Origin of the sequence: Rhodococcus sp. Leaf247, from assembly GCF_001426185.1 — a bacterium.
Taxonomy (GTDB): domain Bacteria; phylum Actinomycetota; class Actinomycetes; order Mycobacteriales; family Mycobacteriaceae; genus Rhodococcoides.
The window spans coordinates 1,399,990-1,421,130 of the sequence record NZ_LMRP01000001.1 but is presented as its reverse complement, the minus strand read 5'-3'; the positions used below and the strand labels follow the sequence as shown (position 1 = coordinate 1,421,130).

The 21,141-nt window shown below is 69.1% G+C and carries 7 protein-coding genes; 4 read left to right on the top strand and 3 right to left on the bottom strand.

Translation table 11 applies throughout. The annotated features are described in order from the left end of the window. Together dnaJ and ASG64_RS06665 are read left to right on the top strand one after the other, a co-directional pair. Positions 1-1,185: a molecular chaperone DnaJ gene (gene dnaJ, locus ASG64_RS06670; protein WP_042574306.1), complete on the top strand. Its 1,185-nt coding sequence runs from the start codon at positions 1-3 to the stop codon at positions 1,183-1,185. After that, positions 1,185-1,610, top strand: a complete 426-nt coding sequence (locus ASG64_RS06665; RefSeq protein ID WP_042574307.1) for a heat shock protein transcriptional repressor HspR — start codon at positions 1,185-1,187, stop codon at positions 1,608-1,610. Before dnaJ ends, ASG64_RS06665 begins: the two co-directional genes overlap by 1 nt. 3 nt (positions 1,611-1,613) lie before the next feature. Here the strand turns inward: ASG64_RS06665 and ASG64_RS06660 are convergent, their stop codons facing one another. The 3 genes from ASG64_RS06660 to ASG64_RS21865 all read right to left on the bottom strand — a co-directional run bounded on the left by ASG64_RS06660 (position 1,614) and on the right by ASG64_RS21865 (position 4,122). After that, complete coding sequence (locus ASG64_RS06660) at positions 1,614-2,363, bottom strand: FAD-binding oxidoreductase (protein ID WP_056071305.1); 750 nt, start codon at positions 2,361-2,363, stop codon at positions 1,614-1,616. A 19-nt stretch (positions 2,364-2,382) separates the two neighbouring features. Further along, the gene (locus ASG64_RS06655) at positions 2,383-3,876 is read right to left on the bottom strand and encodes an alpha,alpha-trehalose-phosphate synthase (UDP-forming) (protein ID WP_082518152.1); all 1,494 of its coding nucleotides are present in this window, start codon (positions 3,874-3,876) and stop codon (positions 2,383-2,385) included. Between the two features lie 72 nt (positions 3,877-3,948). Continuing rightward, on the bottom strand, positions 3,949-4,122 hold the full coding sequence (locus ASG64_RS21865) for a hypothetical protein (RefSeq protein ID WP_197074725.1): 174 nt from the start codon (positions 4,120-4,122) through the stop codon (positions 3,949-3,951). 147 nt (positions 4,123-4,269) lie between these two features. On the opposite strand from ASG64_RS21865, the gene ASG64_RS06650 reads away from it, so the two are divergent. After that, positions 4,270-5,082 carry an alpha/beta fold hydrolase gene (locus ASG64_RS06650; RefSeq protein ID WP_056071300.1) on the top strand — a complete coding sequence of 271 codons (813 nt, stop codon included), beginning with the start codon at positions 4,270-4,272 and terminating at the stop codon, positions 5,080-5,082. 21 nt (positions 5,083-5,103) lie between these two features. Then, on the top strand, positions 5,104-21,120 hold the full coding sequence (locus tag ASG64_RS06645) for a non-ribosomal peptide synthetase (protein WP_056071297.1): 16,017 nt from the start codon (positions 5,104-5,106) through the stop codon (positions 21,118-21,120). Positions 21,121-21,141: the final 21 nt, after the last annotated feature.

Genomic DNA, 21,141 nt, shown 5'->3' with positions numbered 1-21,141 from the left:
GTGAGCCAACGGGAGTGGATCGAGAAGGACTTCTACAAGGAGCTGGGTGTCTCCTCCTCCGCGACGCAGGACGAGATCAAGAAGGCGTACCGCAAGCTCGCGCGCGACAACCATCCGGACTCCAATCCGGGTGATGCGAAGGCGGAGGAGCGCTTCAAGGCGGTCAGTGAGGCCAACGCGGTTCTCTCGGACACCGCGAAGCGTAAGGAGTACGACGAGGCTCGATCGCTGTTCGCCAGTGGTGGTTTCGGCCGGGGCGGGTTCTCGCCCGGCGGCGGAACCAACTTCGGCGGCGGCGGAACGTCCGGTGGTTTCGACGTGGGTGACCTCTTCGGAGGCGCCAACGGAGGAGCGGATCTGGGCGACCTCTTCGGAGGACTGTTCAACCGCGGTGGCGGCGGCCCCGGCCGCACGCAGGCGTCGTCGTCGCGACCGCGTCGGGGCAGCGATCTCGCTGCGGAGGTGACGCTCGACTTCCGCGATGCGGCAGTGGGAACCTCTGTGCCCCTGTCGATCACGAGCCCGTCGTCGTGCACCACGTGCCACGGCAGTGGAGCCAAGCCGGGCACCAGCCCGCGGGTCTGCCCGCGGTGCAACGGTGCCGGTGTGGTCAGCCGCAACCAGGGTGCGTTCGGCTTCAGCGAGCCGTGCGACGACTGCCGCGGTACCGGCTCGATCATCGACGATCCCTGCGCGGACTGCCGCGGCACGGGTGTGCAGAACCGCACCCGCTCGGTGACGGTGCGGGTGCCGGCCGGTGTGACCGACGGGCAGCGGGTGCGCGTCGCGGGTCGCGGCGAGGCGGGACTTCGCGGCGCGGCCGCGGGAGACCTGCTGGTCACGATCCACGTCCGGCCCGACGCGGTGTTCGGCCGCACGGCGGACGATCTGACGCTGACCGTCCCCGTCGCCTACAGCGAACTGGTGCTGGGAACGACGTTGTCCGTCCCGACCCTCGACGGCCGTGTGGGACTGAAGGTTCCGGCCGGCACGGTCGACGGGCGCACGTTCCGGGTCAAGGGGCGCGGCGTACCGAAGAAGACGGCGACGGGTGACCTGCTGGTCACCGTCAAGGTCGCGGTGCCGTCCGAGCTGGACGACGCTGCACGGGAGGCGTTGGAGACGTACGCCGCGGCGGAGAAGGCGAGCGGTTTCGATCCTCGATCCGGTTGGCCCGGTGCCTGATGGCCGGGGAGAAGGATCGTCCCACGGATCAGCAGCCGCGTGATGCGGGCGCCGACCCGGATGCACGGATCTTCGTCATCTCGGTTGCGGCCGAACTCGCCGGCATGCATGCCCAGACGCTGCGCACGTACGACCGCCTGGGGCTGGTGACACCGTTCCGTACGACGGGCGGTGGCCGCCGGTACTCGCCGCGCGATGTCGCGCTTCTGCGTGAGGTGCAACGTCTCTCGCAGGACGAGGGTGTCAACCTCGCCGGCATCAAGCGCATCATCGAGCTGACCAACCAGGTGGAGGCGCTGCAGGCGCGGATCACCGAGATGGCGTCGGAACTCGCGCAGGTTCACGCCGGGTATCGACGCGATCTGGTCCCGGTGCGAAGCAACGCGCTGGTGGTCTGGAAGCCCAGAAACCCACGACAGCAATGACAATCACCCGTGGCGGATGTTCGCCACGGGTGTTCCTGTCGTTGTCAGGGCTCGCAGGGTGAACGCGGACATGGCGGGGGACCCGCATACCAGGACCCGCTGCGACAGGTACGGCCCTCGTCGCGCGACCACTTCGCCGACGCGCCCTTGCAGATACTCCCCGGCGCCGAAGCCCGTGTCGGGTGCCGTCTGCAGGCGACGGGTCTCGGCGGCATCGAAGTATTCGTCCCGGTACATCGGGTCCGTCATCTTCTCGACGACGGGAATGACGGTGAGCCAGTCCGCGGTTCGCGCCATCAGCGACAGCATGTCCGCGGCGTAGAGGTCACGGGACGAGCGTCCCCCGACGTACAGGTGCACTCGGGGAGGTCGGGGCCGGCGAGCCAGGTCGAGCAGCAGTGCCCGCATCGGTGCCAGGCCCGTCCCGCCGGCGACCATGACGATGTCGTCGTCCGTGTCGTCCACCCGTAGATCACCCGCGGGGTCGTCGATCGTCCAGATGTCGCCTTCACGCGTGTCGTTGACGATGACGCCGCTGACCCACCCGGCCGGAATGGCCCGGATGTGGAACTCGTACTTGCCGTCTCGTGACGGTGGCAGCGCGGGGGAGTAGCGCCGCGGCAGATGAGGCGACGACGGTACCGTCACGGCCACCGACTGCCCCGGTTCGAAATCCACGACGTCGCCGACGAGTCGCACCACCAGCAGATCGCGTCGAAGCCGATGGCATTGCACCACTTGGGCTTCGGCCACTAGCGCAGATTCCCGTGCATCACATGTCCCGGTTGGTGATCATCTGGCTCGTGTCGTCCTCACCGGTGCGGCCGAGTGCGGCGAGGAAGGATCGTGCCCATCGGTCCACGTCGTGGGCGAGGACCTGTCGACGCATCGCCCGGATGTTGCGTCGCCCCGCCTCGGCGTCCTGCTCGATGGCGGCGATCATGGCGTCCTTGACGCTGTTCAGATCGTGCGGGTTGCACTGGTAGGCCTGTCGCAATTCTGCTGCGGCGCCCGTGAATTCACTGAGAACCAGCGATCCGCCGAGGTCGCTGCGGCACGCCACGTACTCTTTGGCGACGAGGTTCATGCCGTCGCGAATCGGCGTGACCAGCATGACGTCGGCCGCCACGTAGTAGGCGATCAGTTCGTCGCGGGGGATGGGCCGGTGCATGTAGTGCACGACGGGATGCCCGACGCGGCTGAACTCGCCGTTGATGCGCCCGACCATGCTCTCGATCTCACCGCGCATCTGCTTGTAGCTCTCGACGCGCTCGCGGCTCGGTGTGGCTACCTGGATCATCACGACGTCCTCGGGATCGACGCGCTCCTCGGCCAGCAGTTCGAGGAACGCTTCGAGGCGGACGTCGATGCCCTTGGTGTAGTCGAGCCTGTCGACGCCGAGCATGATCGTCTTCGGATTGCCCAGTTCCTTGCGCATCTCCTTGGCGCGGTCCCGGACCGGCTTTCGACGCGACTTCTCGTCCAGGTCACCGGAATCGATGGAGATGGGGAACGCGCCGACCCGTACGGAGCGGAAGCCCACCTGCACGAGACCGAGCTTGGAGCGCACTCCGACGGTGCCGCGCGAGGTGGGTTGTCCGGCCAGGCGGCGGGAGAGGTACAGGAAGTTCTGGGCTCCACCCGGGAGGTGGAATCCGATGAGGTCCGCGCCCAGGAGGCCTTCGACGATCTCGGTGCGCCACGGCATCTGCATGAACAGTTCGACCGGGGGGAACGGGATGTGGAGGAAGAAGCCGATGGTCAGATCGGGCCGCAGCATCCGCAGCATCTTGGGTACGAGCTGGAGCTGATAGTCCTGGATCCACACCGTGGCGTTCTCCGCGGCGGCCTTCGAGGTGGCTTCGGCGAACCGGCGATTGACCTCGACGTAGGCGTCCCACCAGGCCCGGTCGTAGACGGGACGCACGATGACGTCGTGGTACAGCGGCCACAGGGTGGCGTTGGAGAAGCCTTCGTAGTAGTCGGCGACTTCCTGCGCCGACAGCGGAACGGGAACCAGTTCCAGGCCGTCGTCCTCGAAGGGTTCGACGTCGACGTCCGGGACGCCCGGCCAACCCACCCACGCGCCATTGTTGCTGCGCAGGATGGGCTCCAGCGCGGTCACCAGACCGCCGGGGCTGCGCTTCCATCGACGGGACCCGTCGGGCGCGGTATCGAGGTCGACGGGCAACCTGTTGGCGACGACGACGAAATCCGAACCTGCACCGGTCACTGATGATCCTCTGTCTGGGCGAGACGCTGTCACTCGTGGGCGTACCCCGCTCGGAAATCGCCAACCTGATGACGATGCCGGCGAGATATACACACGCCGGCGGACCTACTCGGTGAGTGCGGGGGGTGCGACGCCCAGCATGGAGAGCAACATGCGGCATTCGTCGGCGTCGGTCGCGTAGGCGGCGACGACGCGACGCGCCATGCGTGCGGTCTCCTCGGTGAGGGTTTCGATCTCTTCGTCGGCGATGTCTGTCGTCTCGGTGGTATCCGCGGCCATGTGCTTCTCCGTCGTGTTCGTGGTTCGGCTCGTCGGCGATCCCGGTCGGGCCGCACGTCAAGACTAGGAGAAGTGGCGCATCCCCTGCAAAGTCACGCCCGGTAGCGTCCACCGGAACACTGTCTGCATCACCGGAAGGACCCCGTCATGCCCATCGGCACCATCAACGGCATCCGCCTCAACTACACCGTGACGGGCAAGGGTCCGCTCGTCGTCATGGTGATGGGGACCGGCAGCCCGGGCCGCGTGTGGCAGCTCCACCAGGTCCCGGCGTTGACGGCCGCGGGATACCGGGTCTGCACGTTCGACAATCGCGGTATCGCGCCGACCGACGAGAGTGCGGGCGGCATGGTGATCGAGGATCTGGTCGCGGACACCGCTGCCCTGATCGAGTACTTGCGGTCCGACGCGTCGGAGAAGGCCGTCGTCGTCGGTACCTCGATGGGTGCGCGGGTGGCCCAGGAGTTGGCGTTGACCAGGCCCGACCTGGTCTCGAAGGCCGTCTTCGCGGCCGGTCACGCCCGGCTCGACGCGTTCCAGAAGGTGCTCGGTGCCGGCGAGCGCGAACTGGCGGACAGCGGCGTGAAGCTCCCTGCGAAGTACGCGGCCGCGGTGACGGCCGCGCTGAACCTGTCCCCGGCATCGTTGTCCGACGACGCGAAGGCGCGCGACTGGCTGGACCTGTTCGAGTTCTCGGTGCAGCCGCTCACTCCCGGCCAGCGCGCTCAGATCTCTCTCGACGAGACGTTCGACCGCCGCGAGGCGTACCGCGCGGTGACGGTTCCGTGCCTGTCGCTGGGGTTCGCGGACGACCGGATGATCCCGGCGTACCTGTCGCGGGAGGTCGCCGATCTGATTCCCGGAGCCCGGTACGTGGAGATCGCCGACGCCGGGCACTACGGCTATCTCGAGAAGCCCGACGAGGTCAATGCGGCCATCCTGTCGTTCCTGCAGGAGTGAGTCTTAGGTTAGCCTACGTTCATGCAACGGGTCACGGTCGGCGAAGCGCTGCCACGAATCTCCACGCTTCCGCTCACCACCGCGCAGACCGAGGTCTGGACCGCGCAGCACTTCCTGGGTGAGCGCACCGACTTCGTGATCTCGCTGCAGGTCGAGATCACCGGCCTGCTGGACGTCGACCACGCACGCGAGGTGATCCGCTCGGTCATCGCCGACGCGGACGCTGTCCACGTCCGCTTCGACTTCAGCGGCGAGCAGCCCGTCCAACACCGCGTGCACGACGACGAGTGGTCGGTAGCGCTCGTCGATCTGCGTTCGGCGGCCGATCCGATGGCCGAGGCGCAGGCGTGGATCGCCGCGGACATCGCGTCGGCGGACACGACCGGCGCGGGAGACCTGTTCGGAACCGCGTTGCTCCGGCTGGCCGACGACCACGTTCTCTGGCATCAGCGCTACCACCACGCCGTCGTCGACGGCTTCGGGATGTCGCTGATCTTCAACGAGGTCCGCGCGCGCTACGCCGATCCGAGTCGTCGGACGGCGCCCGGTGCATGGGCCCTCGAACCGCTTGTCGACGCCGATGCCGAGTACCGCCGGTCGGATGCTTTCCGACGCGACCGCGACTACTGGATCGAGCGGTTGGCCGATGCGCCCGAGCCGCCGATGCTGCTGCCCGACGTCCCGGACACCGGCTCCGCCGTCACCGAACGTGTCTCGGCACCCTCCGACCGCCTGGCGCCGCTGTACGCGTACGGCGAGGAGCACGACATCCGCCGCACCCGGCTGGCCCCGGCCGTGTGGGTGGCGTACCTGGCAGCCGTGACGGGCGCCTACGACCTGATGGTGTCCCTGCCGTCGACGGCCCGCGTGGGCAGGCGTGCGCGGACGACGCCGTACATGGCGTCGACCATTCTTCCATTGCGGTTGCAGCTCACCCCGGCGATGACCGTCGCCGACGTCGCGAGGGAACTCGAACGCGCGTCGATCGGCGCGGTGCGTCACGGCCGGTTCCGCGGTGAGGACATCGTGCGTGCACTGCGCGAGGACGATCCCCACCGCCTGGTCCACGGTCCGGGCATCAACGTCCTGATGGTGCAGCACGGCATCGACGTCGGCGGGTTCCCGGCGCACATGCGCAGCCTCGAGACCGGCCCGGTGCGCGATCTCGACGTCACGGTCACCGGTGGCCGCGACGACGAGTCGCTGGTCTTCGACCTGCGGTCACGGCCCGGTGCGCACGACGCCCTGGTCGGTCACCGCGACCGGTTCGGCATGGTTCTCGATCAGGTTCTGGCACGACCCGACACGACGTTGTCGTCGCTGCACCTGATGTCGGCCGAGGACCGCACCCGAGTCGTGCACGAATGGAACGACACGGCGGAGCCCTCGGTCTCGGTGTCCGTGCCCGAGCTGTTCGCCGCGCAGGTCGCAGCCACTCCCGATGCGCTCGCCGTCGTGCTGGGTGAGAAGGAGCTGACGTACTCGGAGCTGGGCGCGACGGTGAACCAGCTCGCGAACGCACTCCTGGCCGCCGGTCTGGAACCCGAAGGCGTGGTTGCCATCTCGATGCCACGTTCCCTCGAGATGGTCGTCGGAGTGCTCGCCGCGATGGTGGCCGGCGGTGCCTTCGTTCCGCTCGACCCCGAGTGGCCGCAGGATCGCCGGGACCGTGTGCAGCGCGATTCCCGCACCGCGATCGTGCTGGGTGGATCGGACGAGTGGACGGTCGATCTGGACGACTGGCGATTCGACGGCTTCTCGGCGCAGGCTCCCGACCTGCGTATCGACGGGTCGCGGTTGGCGTACGTCATCTTCACCTCCGGCAGTACCGGAACGCCGAAGGGCGCGATGATCCGCCACGAGGCCATCTGTGCGCGGATGACCTGGCAGCGCGATCGCGTGTTGGGCTTCGGGTCCGGTGACGCGTCGCTGTTCAAAGCTCCGCTGTCGTTCGACATCTCGGTGAACGAGATCCTGCTGCCGCTGCTGTCCGGCGGCACGCTCGTCGTCGCCGAGCCCGGCGGTGAACGCGACGGCCTCTACCTCCTCGACATCATCGCGCGGCGCCACGTCACGTTCGTCTACCTGGTGTCGTCGATGCTCGACGCGCTGCTCGCGCTGGACACCGACGGGTCGCTGTCGGGACTGCGGCACGTGTGGTGCGGCGGTGAGGTGTTGACACCGGAACTGTTCTCGCGCTTCCGCTCCCAGCTGACGACGACGCTGTACCACGGGTACGGCCCGGCCGAGGCGACCATCGGTGTGTCGCACGTGATCTACACCGGCGATGCGCCGCGTATCGCGACGTCCATCGGCAGACCCAACCCGAATACCCGGCTCTACGTCTTGGACTCGGCACTGCGGCCGGTGCCCGTCGGAGTGGGCGGCGAGCTGTACGCCGGGGGATTCCTCCTCGGTCGCGGGTACGTCGGTGCCCCCGAGATGACCGCGTCGAAGTTCGTGGCGGACCCGTTCTCGGACGACGGCGCGCGCCTCTACCGCACCGGTGACCGCGCACGCTGGACCGAGGACGGCACACTGGACTTCCTCGGACGCGTCGACAATCAGGTGAAGATCCGCGGCATGCGCCTCGAACTCGAGGAGGTGGAGGCCGCGGTGGCGTCGTGCCCCGGTGTCCGCCGCGCCGTGGTCGATGTCCGTCGGACCGGAAGCGGCGCAGCATTTCTCGCCGGATACGTCATCGCTCCGGGCGTCGGCGTGGATGCTCTCCGTGCGCACTGTGCGCGGTTGCTCCCCGAATACATGGTGCCGTCCGCCTTCGTCGTCCTGGACGCGTTCCCCGCCACGGCCAACGGCAAGGTCGATCGCCGAGCGCTCCCCGATCCGGAACAGGCCAGGGGAGAAGCGGTCGCGCCGCGCACCGAGCGTGAGCGGGTGCTGTGCGAGGCCATGGCGTCGGCGCTGGGCGTGGACAGCGTCGGCGTGACCGACGACTTCTTCGCGCTCGGCGGCGACAGCATCGTCGCCCTCACCGTCGTCGCGCAGGCGCGTGCACGGGGTCTGGCGATCGGCCCGCGTGAGGTGTTCACGCTCCGTACCGCCGAGGCCATCGCCGCCGCTGCCCCTGCCGACCTCGTCGTGGTGGACGACGATCCCACGGGCATCGTGGCGACGACTCCCATCGTCGCTCGTGTCCTCGACCAGGATGATCGCCTCGGCGGTTTCCATCAGACCGCTCGTATCCCCGTGCCGGCGGACATCGACCGCGACGTCGTCCGGGCGGCGGTGCGCCATGTCGTCGCGCACCACCCGGCGCTGCGGGCAATTTGGCGCGACGGCGCCCTCACCGTCCCGGACACGCACGAACCGGTGGAGATCTCGAACGGCACGTCGACCGACGAGACCGTGGCCCGCCTCGCGCACGAGCTTCCCGGCGGCATGGTGGCGGCGTCACTCGGCGACGACGTGCTCGTCCTGGCCGCGCATCACCTGGTCGTCGACGGTGTCTCGTGGCGCATCCTGCTCGGCGACCTGCTGGCGGCGATGTCCGCGATGGTGGAGGGGCGCGAGCCGGCACTACCTCCGGTGACGACGTCCGTACGACGCTGGGCCGACGTGCTCGACAGTGCCGCCCGCGCGGGCCGATGGAATCACGAACTGCCCTGGTGGCGCGACGTTCTCGGAACCGTGAGCGGCACCGTCGGCACGCGGGAGCTCGATCCTGCCGTCGACACGGACGGCGCGATGGTGACCCATGTGGTCACGGCGTCCGAGGCCGACAGCAGCGCACTCCTGGGAGACGTCGCGGCGGCGTATCGCACCGGTCCGACCGAGGTGCTGCTCGCGGCACTGGGCGTCGCCCTCGCATCCTGGGACGGGTACTCGGCTCCGTCGATCGTGGTCGAGGTGGAAGGCCACGGCCGCGACGTCGACGCGCTCGGTGACCCGTCGCTCGACCTGTCCCGCACCGTCGGGTGGTTCACCACCGTGCGGCCCGTCATGGTTCCGACCGGGGACCTGTCCGATGCCGATGTGCTGCTGCAGGTCCGGGATCATCTACGCGCCGGCCCGGACTCGGGACTCGGCTACGGTGCGCTCCGCTACCTCACGCGCGACCTGGCGGCCGCGAATCCCCCACGGGTGCTGATCAACTACCTCGGCCGCGGCGGCGACAGCGGAGTGACGTTCACCGGTGGAGCGGACCCGGACCGGCCCGCGTCGCACGCCCTGACGCTCGACGTGCTGGAGTCGAACGGCCGGGTGACGACGACGGTTCGACGCGTCCCCGGCGTGGTCGACGAGTCGTTCGTCGACGCATGGTCGGCCGCGCTGACTCGTCTCGCGGCGGCTGCCCCGTCGGCACGACGAACCCCCAGTGACTTCCCGCTCGCAGCGTTGACGTACGCCGACCTGTCGTCGCTCCCGAGCGACGTCGAGGACGTGCTGCCGCTGACGCCGGTGCAGGAAGGTATCTACTTCCACAGCACCTTCGACGACACCGATCCCTATGTGGTGCAGCAAGTCCTGAGCCTTAGTGGACCCCTCGAGCCGGATCTGCTGCGGACCGCCCTGGAACGAGTCGTCGCACGCCACGCGTCGCTGCGCACCAGCTTCCGCCCGCTGCAGGACGGCCGTGTGGTGCAGGTGGTGCACTCCCGGGTGGACGTGCCGTTCTCTGTCGAGACGGGCACTGTCGACGACGTTCTCGCCGATCAGCGTGGCGCCGGACTTCCGCTGACCTCCGCGCCGCTGGTGCGGTACGCGGTGGTGCGCCACGACGACACGTCGTGGTCGCTGGTGCAGTCGATCCACCACATCGTCGCGGACGGCTGGTCCATTCCGATCATGGTCCGCGAGATGCTCGCGTCGTACACGACAGGACCGCTGCCCGGCCTTCCCGTCACCCAGCCCGCCGCCTGGGTCCGCCACCTGGTCGGCCGCGACACGGAGGCGTCGACCCGCGTGTGGCGCGAGGCACTGGAGGGAGTGCAGGAGTCGGTTCCCGTACCCGCGTTCGGCGCGTCCGGGACAGGAACCCGCACCGTCCGTGTGGAGCTGTCACAGGACGTCACCCGCACCATCGGAGACAGAACCCGCGACGCCGCAGTGACTCTCGGGTCGATTCTGCACTGCGCGTGGGGGCTGTCGCTCGCCCGCGTGACCGGGCGCCGCGATGTCGTCTTCGGATCGACGGTGTCGGGACGGTCGGCGCCGGTGCCCGGTATCGAGGGCATGGTGGGGTTGTTCATCGACACCATTCCGGCGCGCCTGCGTCTCCGGCCGGAGGACACCGTCGCGACCGCTGTGCAGCGGTGGCAGCAGGAGCAGGCCGACCTTCTCGATCACCACCACCTCGGGGTGCCGGCGCTGCGCCGAGTCACGGGTGTCGATTCCCTGTTCGACTCGCTCGTGGTCGTCGAGAACTACCCCCTGGGCACCACCGCCGTCACCGACCCGACCGGGCAGATAGCGCTGACCGGCGTCCGTGTCGACGAGAACTCGCCGTACCCGTTGACTCTCATGGTGATTCCCGGTGATCGACTGACGCTGGAACTGAAGTACGACGCCGCCCTCGTCGCCGACTCGATGGCGACGTCGCTCGTCGACGGCATCGTCGCTGTGGCCACCGCCCCGGTCGACACGCGTCTCGCCGAGATCCCGAGTGCGACGGACCCGACCGAAGTCGCAGGGCCGCATCCGGTCCCGAGTCGAACGCTGGTCGACCTGCTGAAGCTTCAGCTCGTCGCGACACCGGACGCGGTCGCCCTCGTCCACGGTGAACAGTCCTCGACGTACACGGAGCTGCACGCGCGGGTCGATCGCGTCGCCGCAGCCCTGGCCGAGCGCGGTGCGCGCCCCGGCGCCGTCGTCGCCGTGTCGCTCCCACGGTCCGTCGACCTGGTGGTAGCGCTGCTGGCCGTCGTGAAGACCGGCGCCGCGTACCTGCCGCTCGATCCGGGATACCCCGCCGACCGCCTGGCCTTCATGGTCGAAGACGCGCGCCCGGTGATCGTTCTCGACGGTGACCTCGCGGAACTGCCTGCCGCCCTGCTCGCGTCGCCCGCCCCGGCGGACGCCGCGTACGTCATCTACACCTCGGGGTCGACCGGTCGACCCAAGGGAGTGGTGGTGCCGCACAGCGCCATCGTGCCCCGCCTCGAGTGGATGCGGCAGACCACTCCGCTGGCTGTCGGCGACCGCGTGCTGCAGAAGACTCCGTCCAGTTTCGACGTGTCGGTCAGTGAGTTCTTCGGGCCGCTGGTCTCGGGGGCGACCCTTGTCCTCGCCGAACCCGACGCGCACCGTGACACGGCACGCCTGGTCGACGTGATTCGTGCACAGTCGATCTCGTGGATCCACTTCGTCCCGTCCATGCTCGACGCGTTCCTCACCGATCCGGACGTGTCCTCCTGCACGTCGCTACGTGTCATCGTCTGCAGTGGCGAAGCGTTGTCCGCAGAGTCCGCACGTCGGGTCGCCCAGCTGCTCCCGAACGTCCGGCTCGACAACCTGTACGGACCCACCGAGGCGGCCGTCGACGTGACGGCAGCCCTCGGCGTCCAGGGCGTCGACGGCGATGTCGTGCCCATCGGCACTCCTCTGCCCGCCGTCGGGTACCGGGTGCTGGACGGGTGGCTCGGAGCCGTCCCGGCCGGAACGACAGGTGAGCTCTATCTGTCCGGTCCGCAACTCGCCCGCGGATACCTCGAGCGTTCGGCTCTGACGGCGACCAGATTCGTCGCCGGATCCGGGGGCGAACGGCTCTATCGCACAGGCGATGTGGTGCGCCGCACCGCGGACACACTCGAGTACCTCGGACGCGCGGACTCACAGGTGAAGGTCCGAGGATTCCGTATCGAACTCGGCGAGATCGACGCCGCGCTCCGGTCCCATCCCGACGTCGAGCGCGCGGCCACGGTGGTGCGGACCGACCGCGGAACGGCGCAGCTCGCGTCCTTCGTCGTCGCCTCCGCTCCCGAGACCGAGATCCGTGCCCACGTGGCCGCGATGCTGCCCGAGCACATGGTGCCCACCACTCTCGCTGTCGTCACCGACCTGCCGACGGGTCCGAGCGGAAAGCTCGACCGCGCTGCACTTCTCGCGTCACTGGCCACCCCCGCAGCCCCGAACGAGGACACCGTGTCGAGCGGGCCCGTCGCCGTACTGTGCGGACACTTCTCCACCGTTCTCGGTGGCGCACCCGTGTCCGCGGACGACGACTTCTTCGCCCGCGGCGGCGACAGCATCCTCGCCATCCGCCTGGTCAACCTCGCACGCGGGAGTGGTCTCGAGATCACGGCCCGCAACGTCTTCGAGCAGCGCACGCCTCGGGCGCTCGCGGGTGTCGCCGAGGTACACGCGCCGGAACCCGCCGCGGCGGCGGTCGAGTCGGGCATCGGCGAGCTCCGCGCACTGCCGGTGGTCCACCGACTCTCCGAATGGTCCGGCAGCACCGACAGGTTCAACCAGGCATCACTGATCGTGGTCCCCGCACCCGCACTGCCGACGACGCCCCAGCGCGCCGTGGACGCGGTGGTTGCGCATCACGACAGCCTGCGCACCGTCCTCACGCGGCATGCGCCCGGTGTGTGGACCACCGCCGTGCGTGCCGACGCCCCCACCACGGTTCTGCGAGTCGACTCCACGGGGCTGAGCGACGACGAGTTCGCCGAGCTGGTCGCCGAACAGTCCGATGCTGCGGCCGATCGACTCGCCCCGGCGGACGGACACGTGATCGGCGTCGTGTGGTTCGACCGCGGTGCCGATTCCGGGCGCCTGTTGCTGGTTGCGCACCACCTGGTCGTCGACGGAGTGTCCTGGTCGATTCTGCTGGAGGACCTGGCGCTGGCCTGGATCGCGCACGACAGCGGGCAGGACCCGGCGCCGGCCCGCGTGCGGACCTCGCTGCGCTCCTACGGGCGCCTTCTCGACGAGAGTGCCCACAGCGCGGAGCGTCTCGCCGAGTTGCCGTACTGGTCCGCGGTCACCGCACCCGGTGCCTCGCTGGGCCCGGACGACGGGGATGCCGTGGTCGGACAGGGCGATGTCGTCCGTGTCGACCTCACTCCCGATGTCACGTCCGCGGTGCTCGGAGCTGTCCCCGCGTTCGTCGGGGCGGACGTCACCGACGTGATCGCCGCGGCGCTCCGGGTTGCTCTGACGCGATTGTCGCTGGACCACGATGTGCTCGTCGATCTCGAGCGTCATGGCCGGACCGATCAGGGCGGGGCCGACCTGACCCGTACGACGGGCTGGTTCACCTCCATCGCGCCGGTGCGACTGCGTGCCGGCACCGATCCGACGGCTGTTCTGCTCGAGACCAAGGAGGCATTGCGGGAAGCACCCGACGCCGGTCTGGGGTACGGCCTCCTGCGGTACGGGAATGCCCGCACCGCAGCGGTTCTCGCTCGCGGAGAGCGCTCGCAGATCCTCCTCAACTACCTGGGCCGCGTGCCCGCTGCGGGCACCGCGCCGTTCGACCGCGCACCGGAACCGTTGCGCACGGATCCCGACCCCGACATGGGTGGTCCGTACCGCCTCGTGATCAACGTGGTGTGCGAGGGCGACGTGCTGTCGGCAGCGTTCGCGTGGTCGTCGATGCATCTGCAGCACAGTGACATCGACACCATCACCACGGAATGGTCCCGCGCCCTCGACGAGCTCGTGGACGCCGCGGCGACACACACCGGTCCACCCCGTCTGACACCCTCGGATGTGCCCCTCGCGCAGGTCACGCAAGACGACCTGACGGCGCTCGGCGACTCGGTCGAGACAGTCTGGCCGCTGACCCCGCTGCAGGAGGGTCTGGTCTTCGAGAGTCTCACGGCCGGTGAGCGCGACATCTACACCGCGCAGTTCGCCCTCGACTTCGGACGCCGCCTCGACCTGCCACGTCTGCAGGCGGCAGCGACGGCAGTGGCGCGGCGCCATCCGCAGTTGCGTACCGGGTTCACGCAGACAGCAGCCGGCGTACCGGTGCAGGTGGTGTCGGCACGCTACGACGTCCCGGTCCGGGACGTGTCCGTCGACAGCGAGTCCGAGGCCGAGCAGATGATGCAGACCGACCGGGACACCCCGTTCGATCTCGCGTCGCCGCCACTGTGGCGAGTGCTGCTGCTCCGCCTGCCGGACGGGCGCGACCGGGTGGTGATCAACCGACAGTTCCTCGTGTGGGACGGCTGGTCCAACGGACTGGTCGTCGGCGAGCTGCTGGCGCGCTACGAGAACCCCGACCTGCCGAGCACGCCCGACACCACCTTCGCGCGCTACCTGACGTGGCTCGCCTCGCGTGATCGCGACGCGGCGCGGCGTGCATGGGCGACCGCACTGGGCGGTCTCGAGGAGCCGACGCTGCTGGCGCACCGCCTCGCGCCACCCGTCGGAATCCCGTTGCGCCGCAGAGCAGAGCTCGACGAGGACACCTCGTCGTCCCTCGTCGGTGCGGCACGCGAGCGCGGCATCACCCTCAATGCCGTCGTTACCGCCGCACTCGCACTGGCGATCTCGTCGGCCACCGGTCGGACCGACGTCGTCTTCGGTATCACCGTGGCCGGACGCCCGCCCGAGGTGGACGGTCTGGACAGCGCGCCCGGCATGTTCCTGTCGACGGTCCCGGTGCGCGCAGTGCTGGATCCGCGGGAGAGCATCGACGCGCTGGTGCGCCGCATGCAGAACGAGCGTGTCGAGGCGATGGAGCACGACTACCTCGGCCTCGCCGAGATCATCGAGGTGTCCCCGCACCGCACCCTGTTCGACACCCTCTGCGTGGTGCAGAACTTCGTGAACCAGGACTCGGCGTCGGCGTTGAACGCCGCGCACGGAGTCGAGGGCAGCGACAGTATCGACCACACGAACTACCCGCTCACCGTCGTGGTGACGCCGGGGGACCGGCTGGCCGTGACGGTCGAGTACCGGCCGGAGGCCATCGACGTCGAGCGCGTCGACCTGGTGACCGACGAGTTCGTCGACCTGCTGTCGACCTACGCCGACCGTGGCACCGACTCCGTCGTCACGCCGGTGGTCAGGGACTCCGCGGACCTCGAGAGTGTTCCCGACGTGACGGTCACCGAGATGCTGCTCCGGACGGCGGAGGCCTCACCGGACGCGGTGGCGCTCGTCGCCGGAGCGGACTCCCTCACCTACGCCGAGTTGGCCGCCCGCATCGAGGGTGTGGCGCGCATGCTTCTCGGGCGCGGTGCCGGACCCGAGACCGTCGTGGCACTGGCGATTCCGCGCAGCCTCGACATGGTGGTCGCACTGTTCGCCGTGTTGCGCACGGGAGCGGCGTATCTGCCCATCGAATTGGACCATCCCGACGCGAGGGTGCACGCACTTCTCGACGATGCTCGACCACTCTGCATTCTCACCACGTCCGCGGTCGCCGCCAGGTTGTCGGGTCGGCCCGGCCTCGTGGTGCTCGGAGAACAGCTCGACGACACACCCCTGACGGCAGCCGAACTGGGCCGCTTCGTCCCCGGTTCGCCGGGACGTCTCGATCACCCGGCCTACGTCATCTACACCTCGGGATCGACGGGCACGCCCAAGGGTGTCGTCACGCCGTATCGGGGTCTGACCAACATGCAGCTCAACCACCAGCGCGAGATCTTCGATCCCGTCGTGGCCGGGGCGGGTGCAAAAACTCTGCGTATCGCCCACACCGTGTCGTTCGCCTTCGACATGTCGTGGGAAGAACTGCTGTGGCTGGTCGAAGGCCATGAGGTGCACGTCGCCGACGAGGAGCTCAGACGCGACGCCGAGGCACTCGTGGCGTACGGGAACGCTCACCGCATCGACGTCGTGAACGTGACTCCCACCTACGCGGCCCTGCTTCTCGACACCGGGCTCCTCGACGGGTACCGACCGGCGCTGGTGCTGCTCGGCGGCGAAGCGGTGGGCGACGACGTCTGGAACACGCTGCGCGACGGCGACGGCGTGCTGGGCTACAACCTGTACGGACCCACCGAGTACACGATCAACACTCTCGGTGCCGGGACCGACGACAGTGCGACGCCCACCGTCGGAACGGCCATCCGGTCGACCCGCGCGCGCATCCTGGACAGTTGGCTCAGGCCCGTCCCGGACGGTGTGGCGGGGGAGTTGTACATCGCGGGAGCAGGATTAGCCCGCGGATATGCCGACCGGTTCGGGCTGACCGCCGACCGCTTCGTCGCAGACCCTTCGGGTGACGGCTCCCGGATGTATCGCACGGGCGACCTGGTGCGCCGCACGCGGTCCGGGCTCATCGACTACCTCGGACGGACCGACGACCAGGTCAAGATCCGCGGGCACCGCGTCGAACCGGGTGAAGTCGCCTCGGTCGTAACGGCGCTCGACGGAGTGCGCCGCGCTGCCGTCGTCGTGTCGACCGGTCCCGGTGGGCTCGCACGTCTGGTGGCGTACGTGGACGCGGACGATGCCGACTCCGTCCGGACATCCTGTGCCGCCGTGCTTCCCGACTACATGGTCCCCGCGGTGGTCCTGGTGTCCGAATTCCCGATGACGGTGAACGGCAAGCTCGACGTCGCGGCGCTGCCGGCGCCGGACGAGGTCGACACCGCGGCCACGCCGCCGCGCACCGAGACCGAGCGCACGCTGTGCGGAGTGTTCGACGACGTGTTGGGCCGCGTCGGCACCGGCATCCACGACGACTTCTTCGATCTCGGCGGCCACTCCTTGCTGGCCACTCGCGTCGTCGGTCGCGCGCGGACCGCTCTGGGCTGTGAGCTGGCTGTTCGCGATCTGTTCGATGCACCGACGGTCGCGGCTCTCGCTGTCGTCGTCGACGGCCGACGTCGCGACGACCGGCCCGTGCTCCGGTCCGTCGAGCGGCCGGCGGTGGTCCCGATGTCCGCTGCGCAGCAACGGTTGTGGCTGCTGCATCAACTCGATCCGGACTCGGCTGCGTACAACTTCCCCATCGTCGTTCCGCTCCCGGAGCGGGTGGACCAGTCGGCGTTCGCGGCGGCGCTGGGCGATGTGGTCGACCGCCACGAAAGCCTGCGGACAGTTTTCGACGACACCGACGGCGTTCTTGCACAGCGTGTTCTGACCGATGCGTCGCCGTCCGTGGCGTTCCACGACGGTGATTCCGCGCCGGTCGTCGCGGAGATGGTGCAGCGACCGTTCGACCTGCGCCGCGACATCCCGATCCGCGCGGCGGTGGTGACGGTCGAGCAGGGATGCGTCGTCGTCCTGGTGCTGCACCACATCACGACCGACGAGTGGTCGGACCGGCCGTTGCTGGCGGACCTCATGGCGGCCTACGCGGCGCGCCTGGCCGGCACCGTGGACACCCGTCCGCCGCTGCCCGTCCAGTACGCGGACTATTCGCTGTGGCAGTCGGAGCTCCTCGGTGAGTCGTCCGATCCGCAGTCGTTGGCCGGACGCCAACTCGCCTACTGGGAGAACGCTCTGGCCGGCGCGCCCGACGAGATCGAGCTCGCGACCGACCGTCCGCGACCACCGCGCCCGAGTCACATAGGGTCGGTGATCCGGCGAGAGATCGACCCGGGCGTCGTCCGCCGGCTGCGAGCGTTGGGTCGTCGCACGGATGCCAGCGTCTTCATGACGGTGCACGCCGCCGCGTCGGTGCTGCTGCACCGCATGACCGGGTCCGACGACATCGTGCTCGGCGCACCCGTCGCCGGCCGCGGTGAGGAGGGCCTCGATCAACTGGTCGGGTTCTTCGTCAACACGCTGGTGCTGCGGTCCGATGTGTCCGGTAGTCGCACGCTGGAGGAGAGCGTCCTCGATGCCCGTGCTGTCGACCTTGCCGCCTTCTCCCATGCCGACGTGCCGTTCGACGCGGTCGTCGCACGCGTGGCGCCGGAGCGGAGCATGTCGCGGAACCCGTTGTTCCAGGTCATGATCAGCCACCACACCGGCCCGATGGCCGACGGTGATGCGACGCTGATGACGCCGGCGAAGTTCGATCTGGTGTTCAACTACACCGAGGACCTTGCATCCGATCGACTCGTGCTCGAGCTCGAGTACGCGGAGGACCTGTTCGACGAGGACACCGCCGAGACGATCACCGAGCGCCAGATCGCCGTGCTCACCGCGATGGCCGACGATGCCGCCGTCCGCGTCGACGACGTCGACATCTTCCTGCCGGGCGAGCGGGACCGCGTCGTCACGCAGTTCAACGATACGGCCCGCGTCGTTCCGGAGGAGTCGCTGTTCGACTCCTATCTCCGGTGGGTGCACACCACTCCGGACGCCGTGGCGGTGGTCGACGAGCGCACCACCTGGACCTACCGTCAGCTGCACGCGCGTGTCCGAGACATCGCTGCGGCCCTGCAGGACAGAGGTATCGGCGCGGAGTCCATCGTGGGCGTGGCTGTTCCGCGGTCGGTCGACACGATCGCCGCGACGATGGCCGTGCTCGCCGTGGGCGCCGCCTATCTGCCACTCGATCTGAAGCACCCGTCCGATCGGCTCGACTACATGGTTGCCGACGCCGGCGCGCAGGCGATTCTCACCACGGCCGCAGTGTCCGATCAGGTACCGTCGGGTGTCGATCATGTTCTGCTGGAATCGATGTCGGTAACGGATCGGGAACTTCTCCCTCGTTCGGCGTCCCTCGAGTCCGCTGCGTACGTCATCTACACGTCCGGATCGACGGGTCGGCCCAAGGGCGTCCTCGTGCCGCACGAGGGCATCTCGTCCCTCGTGGCGACGGCCGAGGACCGCATGGCGTTGACGCAGGGATCGGTCGTCCTACAGTTCGCGTCCGTCGGCTTCGACGTCGCCGTGTTCGAACTCGCGATGGCACTGTGCACCGGATCGCGCCTCGTGATCGTTCCGGACGACTCACGCGTGGCCGCTCCGGAGCTCACCGACTTCTGTGCCGAGCACGGTGTCACGCATGCGATCATCCCGCCGTCGTTGATGGCGGCGCTTCCGCCCGGGTGTGCGCTGCCCGAGGGCTGCACCGTGTTGGTGGGAACCGAAACCGTTCCGCCCGCGGTCATCTCGGCGTGGTCGGAGCATCTGAACCTCCTCGCCGCCTACGGCCTCACCGAGGCCACGGTCAACAACACGTTGTGGCAGGCGCAGCCCGGCTGGACGTCGTCGGTGCCCATCGGCGTGCCCGACCCCAACGAGCGCGCCTACGTCCTGGACGACCGGCTGCGGCCCGTTCCCGTCGGCGTCTCCGGTGAGCTCTACATCGCCGGGCGCGGTCTGGCCCGCGGTTACCTGGGGCAACCCGGGCTGAGCGCCCACCGATTCGTCGCCGACGTCCTCGGCGGCGGCCGGATGTACCGCACGGGCGACCGAGCGCGGTGGCGTGCCGACGGCAATCTGGACTTCCTCGGCCGCGCCGACGACCAGATCAAGGTGCGCGGGTTCCGCATCGAGCCGGGCGAGATCATGGCTGCCCTGGCGTCGTTCGAGGGTGTCGATCAGACCGCCGTTGTCGTGCACGAGTCGTCGGGCGTCAGCCGTCTGGTCGGATACGTCACCGGGCAGGGGCACCTGGACGGGGACGACGTGCGCGCTCACGCCGCGACGCGTCTTCCCGACTACATGGTGCCTACCCTCGTCGTCGTGGTCGACGGGACGCTGCCCCTGACGCCCAACGGCAAGCTCGATCGGGCAGCTCTCCCGCAGCCCGAGTGGTCGGCCGTCGTCGGCGGACGGGCACCCGAGAACGACGTCGAGAGGGCGCTGGTCTCGTCGGCTGCGTCGATCCTGGGTCTCGAGTCCCTCGGGACGGAGGACGACTTCTTCGCTCTCGGTGGGCATTCCATGGCAGCCATGCAGTGGGTATCGGCCGTCCGATCGAGTGTCGACGTCGACATCACGGTGCGCGACGTCTTCGAAGCTCCGACGGTGCGCGCTCTGGCCGAGAGGATCTCGGGTCGTACGCAGGGAGGCGGGCCACGCCTGTCGGCACGCGCCGAGCGGTCGGCTGTCGTCCCGCTGTCGCCGATGCAGGAGAGTGTCCTGCTCGGCGGCGAGACACGAGTTCTCGCCGATCATGCGCTGGTGATCGAGGTGCCCGACGTGGACGAGTCGATCCTGGCTGCCGCGGTGGACGCCGTGGCGGCTCGACACGAACCGTTGCACTCGGTGCTGGTTCCCGGTCAGGGATCGGCCCTCGGGAATCCGCTGCGGCTCGAGACCGTCGACGTCGCGCAGGACGACATCCGACGTCGGGCGTTCGAGATCGCTCAGCAGCCTCTCGACCTCGAGCAGCGACCGGGTGTGCGAATAGTGTTGCTGCGCAATGAGTCAGAGGAACGCCTGCTGCTCGTGGTCATGCACTACTGGGCCGTCGACGAGTGGTCCGTGGTGCCGTTGTTGACGGATCTGATGAGTGCTGTCGCGGGCGGCGACCAGGCGGACCCGCTCCCGCTCCGCTACAGCGATGTGGCGGTGTGGGCGAACGAGCGCCGAGAGGCGTCGCCGGGCACCGTCGATGCGTGGTCCGAGGCCTTGGCGTCCGCGCCAGGACGCGTCGAGTTGCCGTTCACGGTGGGGGAGTCGGGATCCGACGCCATGGCCGTGGAGATCGACGCATCCCTGCGGGCGGAGTTGGCCGGTGTGCCGGGAGCGAGTCTCGTGTCCGTGCTCCACGCGGCGTTCGCCTTGGCGCTCGCCGACGTCGGAGCGGGGGACGAGATCGTCGTCGCGACTCTTGTCGCCGGACGGGATCACGAGGACACGCACGCCATGGTCGGGGCGTTCAGCGACCTGATGCCGGTGCGCACGTCGACGGATGGCGATCTGGCCACCGTCGTGGCGCGCGTGCAGGCCGAGACCGTCGCCGGGCTCGACCGCTCGGGGCCGTCGTACATCGAGATCGTCGACGCGGCGGGTCTGTCGAACCTGCGTCGTCCGCAGTTCCTGATGGTCCACCACCACGTCGCCGACCTCGGGGATGCGGGCGCCGCGCTGCTGCCGGTTCCGGTGGGTCGGCCCCGGGCGGACCTGACGTTCAGCGTCCACGAGCCGGCGGGTGAGGGTGCGCTGTTCGCGCAGGTGCAGTTCCCGGCCGGGAGTGATCGCGGGGCGATCGGTCGGTTCGTGCAACGCCTCACTCTGCACCTGAACTCCGCGAGCAAGCTCTAGTGAGTGAGCACAGCCTAAGCT

What these genes read in the sequence shown, in the direction of transcription:
- ASG64_RS06650 (WP_056071300.1), top strand. Translation starts at nt 4,270, where the DNA reads ATGCCCATCGGCACCATCAACGGCATCCGCCTCAACTACACCGTGACG.
- ASG64_RS06665 (WP_042574307.1), top strand. Translation starts at nt 1,185, where the DNA reads ATGGCCGGGGAGAAGGATCGTCCCACGGATCAGCAGCCGCGTGATGCG.
- ASG64_RS06645 (WP_056071297.1), top strand. Translation starts at nt 5,104, where the DNA reads ATGCAACGGGTCACGGTCGGCGAAGCGCTGCCACGAATCTCCACGCTT.
- ASG64_RS21865 (WP_197074725.1), bottom strand. Translation starts at nt 4,122, where the DNA reads ATGGCCGCGGATACCACCGAGACGACAGACATCGCCGACGAAGAGATC.